Source organism: Clostridium sp. J1101437_171009_A5, from assembly GCF_015547905.1.
Lineage (GTDB): Bacteria > Bacillota > Clostridia > Oscillospirales > Oscillospiraceae > Pseudoflavonifractor_A > Pseudoflavonifractor_A gallinarum.
The window spans coordinates 1-4152 of the sequence record NZ_JADMVY010000030.1 but is presented as its reverse complement, the minus strand read 5'-3'; the positions used below and the strand labels follow the sequence as shown (position 1 = coordinate 4152).

At 47.4% G+C, this 4152-nt stretch carries 3 protein-coding genes; all 3 read left to right on the top strand.

Going from position 1 to position 4152, the window contains the following annotated elements; genetic code table 11:
* Nucleotides 1-183: 183 nt before the first annotated feature.
* Genes I2C21_RS17235 through I2C21_RS17225 form a run of 3 tightly spaced genes read left to right on the top strand, consistent with a single transcriptional unit; the run spans nt 184 to nt 3913 of the window.
* Nucleotides 184-2115, top strand: coding sequence for an IS3 family transposase (locus I2C21_RS17235; protein ID WP_009261550.1), 1932 nt, complete (start codon nt 184-186; stop codon nt 2113-2115).
* A 23-nt stretch (nt 2116-2138) separates the two neighbouring features.
* Nucleotides 2139-2585, top strand: a complete 447-nt coding sequence (locus tag I2C21_RS17230; RefSeq protein WP_007490029.1) for a hypothetical protein — start codon at nt 2139-2141, stop codon at nt 2583-2585.
* A 17-nt stretch (nt 2586-2602) separates the two neighbouring features.
* The gene (locus I2C21_RS17225; RefSeq protein ID WP_007490030.1) at nt 2603-3913 is read left to right on the top strand and encodes an IS3 family transposase; all 1311 of its coding nucleotides are present in this window, start codon (nt 2603-2605) and stop codon (nt 3911-3913) included.
* The last annotated feature ends 239 nt before the right edge of the window (nt 3914-4152 follow it).

Genomic DNA, 4152 nt, shown 5'->3' with positions numbered 1-4152 from the left:
AGACTAAAATGGTACCTATAGAAAGGACAGTACTCTGACAAAAAAGCACGAAAGACAGACCAGAGATTGACAGTGGTACACAGAAAATAGACAGTAGTTTGACAAAAGAGTAAACGCTGTAGACACTGCCTTGACAGAGGTCAAGATCATCGTGCAAAATAGGACAGAGGCTATGGGTGGAAAATGGCTGTTAAATTTGTTCCCAAACGGTATTCGCCTGAAGAAATAGAAGCCCTGAAAAAGAATCCAAATGTGCTGGAGGTGCGGGAAAACCGTTTGCTGCTGACAATAGAGTTCAGACAGCAGGTCTATGAGGCGTGGATACGGAGGCCAGAGCGGTCAACTGTCAGAAGGATGCTGGAGGCAAACGGATTTGATACCCAGCGCCTTGGCCTAAACTTCACAAAGTCAGTGGAATCTGTTTTTAAACGGGGTGGGCGTCCGAAGTTTTCAAAGGCATCGCCGGAAACCCAGGCAAACTGGGCCAAAACAATATATATGCCAACCATGACTGCGGAGGAATTGGTTGAAAGCGGAAAATTTGTTTGGGATGTCAACAGACTGATTTTACATCCGGATTTTGAGGCGGAGCTATACCGAAACTATCCCCAACAGTCCATAGAAGATGGTTTGCTGTCCGCTGGGATTTCGCCAGCAGACATGGGCTACCACAAAATATACTGGCTGCAAGAAAAATTTGAACATTCATCTGGGCAGGACACAAACCGCAGTGCTACAAGGGGCCGTACAGCTTATTATACTGCCGCCACGGTAGAGCAGTATCGTAAACATCCTTATGTCCAAACAGCCACCCGTGAAAAAATAGAGTTGAATAAGGCATTCTTTGAGGCTGCCGCACCTATTGCAGTACTGGCATTCGACGACATCCTCCGTGTGTTTGATATTGACCCGGAGATATTTTCAGTAACGGAGCGATATCGCATGAGCCGAGTTTTGGCTGCATGGGCTACACCGGCTGACGGAGAGACAATAAACGCCTCTCCCACACGGAAAATCCTTAGAAATAGGATGCGGGCATTGGACAGTATTGTAGAAAAAGGGTTTCTTCAAATTGGAGATATTGTTTCTTCTCTGAATGTTCTGCAGAAGAAATCGCTCTGCCTGTGGCTCCGGGATCTTCCGCCAGACCCAGGAAGAAAGTATAGCGTTAGAAAAATACTCTCTCTCATGAAGATTTCTCGTGCGTCATATTATGCCATACTGAAGAATGGCACCTATGGACAGTCGGTAGTACAGAGAAACGCACAAGACGAGCAGGATGCCGAACTGATTCGAACCGTTATGGAATACAAGGGGTTTGCCAAAGGCTCAAGGCAGATCTATATGATGATGCCAGCTCTGACGGGAAAGCGTATGGGGCTGAAAAAGATACGCCGTATTATGAAAACGTACAACCTCACATCGTCGATTCGGAAGGCAGCGCCTTCCAAGCGCATGGGTGGAGCGGCACTGAAAAAGAATGTGAGACCTAATTTGCTGCAGCGCAGATTCCGCCTTTACCGGCCCAATGAAGTACGGCTGACAGACGTTACACATCTTCTCTATGGCGACGGATGCAAGGCATATGGCTCAGCACTGCTCGATCCCGTCACCAGCAAGTTAGTTGCGTTTTTAGTCAGCGAACACAATGACTTGGAACTGGCGCTTGCCACACTGCGTCAATCAGATCTTCACCCATGTGTCAGCGGTGGACTTTATCATTCTGACCAGGGGACAGTTTATCTGTCTGGCGCATTCCAGCAGGAAGTAAGCAAAAGAGGTTACACACAATCGATGTCCAAACGAGGAAATTGCCAGGACAACGCCCCACAAGAGTCTTTCTTTGGACATTTTAAAGATGAGTGTCCGTATTCGGAATGCAAAGATATCGAGGAGTTGAGGGAACTTGTCGCGCGATATGCAGAGTATTACAATTATGAACGCCGCATGTGGGATAAGGGCCGCATGACGCCAGTCGAGTACGAGCAGTATCTTCTGGCCATGAACGAAGCTGAATTCTCGCTCTACATCGCAAAGGAAGAAGAAAAGTATCAGCAGATGAAAGAAAAAGCTGCCCAACGAGCCATTGAACGGGCAAAAAATTTAGGAGTATGAGAAAGGTGGGCGGATGAGGGAATATGAAACAAAACAGAATGACCAGGCAGCCGCCAGAGGAGATTCAGCCGTTTCTGGATAATCCGTTCCTAAAGGATTTTCGTGGGCGGGATATTATTTACACGAAGGACTTTTATGTTGCCATGTATAAGAAGATCTCCGAGGAGCATATGACCTATGTGGCAGCGTATAACAGCCTTGGGTTTTCCACCGCTGTACTCGGAGAGGACCGCGCGAATTCCGCAGGAAAGCGGGCGATGCAGTTGGGCCGGGAGGGTCGTTTGTTCACCGCAGATCCCTCCAGCTATGATGGCTCTGTACCCAGAGAGGCTATGGGGGCCATGTCCCCTCTGGAAGAACTGGCCTATCTGAAAGCCAGAAATGCCTATTTGGAGGAGCTGGTTGCAGCTCAAAAAAAACTCCGTTCCGCATTGGAGGACACAACTATATCATTGAATCCGAAGGTGTAAGCGCCGACCGTTTCTATATGGTAGATTCCTTTATCCGTAGACAAGCGGATAGAGCGGACGGTCTGTCTATCGTGCAATGCCTTCACATATTTGGAGTGTCCAGATCCGGCTACTATTCGTGGGTCAGGCGTAAAAAAGATATAGACAGCTCCTGTGCCGCAAAGAAAGAACAACAGGAGCAATTGAAAGAAAAGTTTAGGAAAATCGTGAGAAAACTTGGATATGTTCCGGGAAAAAGGACCTTTCAGACCCATCTATGGCGCGAGTTCAATATCAGTATCAGTATAAAACGCTGTCGAAAGGTTATGAAAGAAATGAATCTCGTGGCCAACAGACCCAGGAAGGACGCTTATAAGAATCAGGCCACACACAATCACGAATATTCCTCCCCGAAAAACGCGGTGAAACAGAATTTCTCCGTTGGTCCCCGCAGAGTTATTTTGACAGATATCACTTATTTGTATTATGGCCCTGTGCGTACACCGATTTATCTTTGCGCTTTTAAGGATGCTTATACAAAAGAGATCTTGGGGCATTGCGTGTCCTCCCGCATGACAGTCTCGCTTGTCAAGTCCGCCTATGACGTTATGATGGAGAACCATGGACACGAACTGCGAGGTGCTGCATGTGTGATCCATAGCGACCAAGGTTCTCAGTACCTCTCGACCACATTCCAGAGGCTGCTGTCAGATGACGGTTTTCTCCAGTCTGTTTCCGATAGGGGCAATTCTCAGGACAATGCCCCCATGGAATCATTTTTCGGACGGCTGAAATGTGAATTGCTTGACCTCGTGGCGCTATGTCCAGACGCGTCAACTGTAAGCCGGATGATCAGCGGCTATATTGATGCCTATAACCATCGACATTACCAATATGCGCTGGCGGGGCTAACTCCATCTGAATACTACACCTATGTTACCACTGGTATCTACCCGGTGGACAACTACTACGGCATCAAGGCGACAGAACTTATGCCAATCCAGGCGTTGATAGCCGCCCGTCGCCGCGCGGCAGAGGAGAAGGCCAAAAAGTACAGAGAGGCCAGCGCAAAGAAACGCGCTATGGCTCAAGGAAAGAAAAAGGACCCAGAATTCGTCATAGCAAGGGATCAACGCATCTTGCGCCGCGAAATAGCGAAGTGGACCCGCTCCAAAGAACTTGCGCTTCAACAGATATCCCATCTGAGAGAAATTCTTGAACTATCCCAAAAAGCAAGGGCCTATTTGATGACCGCATCAGCTGACCTGATTTTGCAGCTATACAATGGAGAAAACTGGGGAGCCCATCCAGAACTCGCTTATATTTACAAAATGCGTGAACTTTTTTAAGGTACTTTCTCTATTCGCCTTTGTGATACTTATCAATGCGATAGAGTGAACCCAGTAACCCCGTTGCCGCAACAGACTTAGTAAATCTGCAAAAAAAAACACCCCCTATTATAAGCACAGCATGGCCGGCATTAATATGGCGGCCATGCTGTGCTTACGCTTTTTTCACCAGTAACGGTGGTTATTTTGTATCTGTTACTGTCAAAAAATTGTCCTTGACATTGGAACCAGTTTAGACA

Coding starts and splice junctions, on each gene's coding strand:
- I2C21_RS17225 (WP_007490030.1), top strand. CDS start 2,603: ATGGTAGATTCCTTTATCCGTAGACAAGCGGATAGAGCGGACGGTCTG.
- I2C21_RS17230 (WP_007490029.1), top strand. CDS start 2,139: ATGAAACAAAACAGAATGACCAGGCAGCCGCCAGAGGAGATTCAGCCG.
- I2C21_RS17235 (WP_009261550.1), top strand. CDS start 184: ATGGCTGTTAAATTTGTTCCCAAACGGTATTCGCCTGAAGAAATAGAA.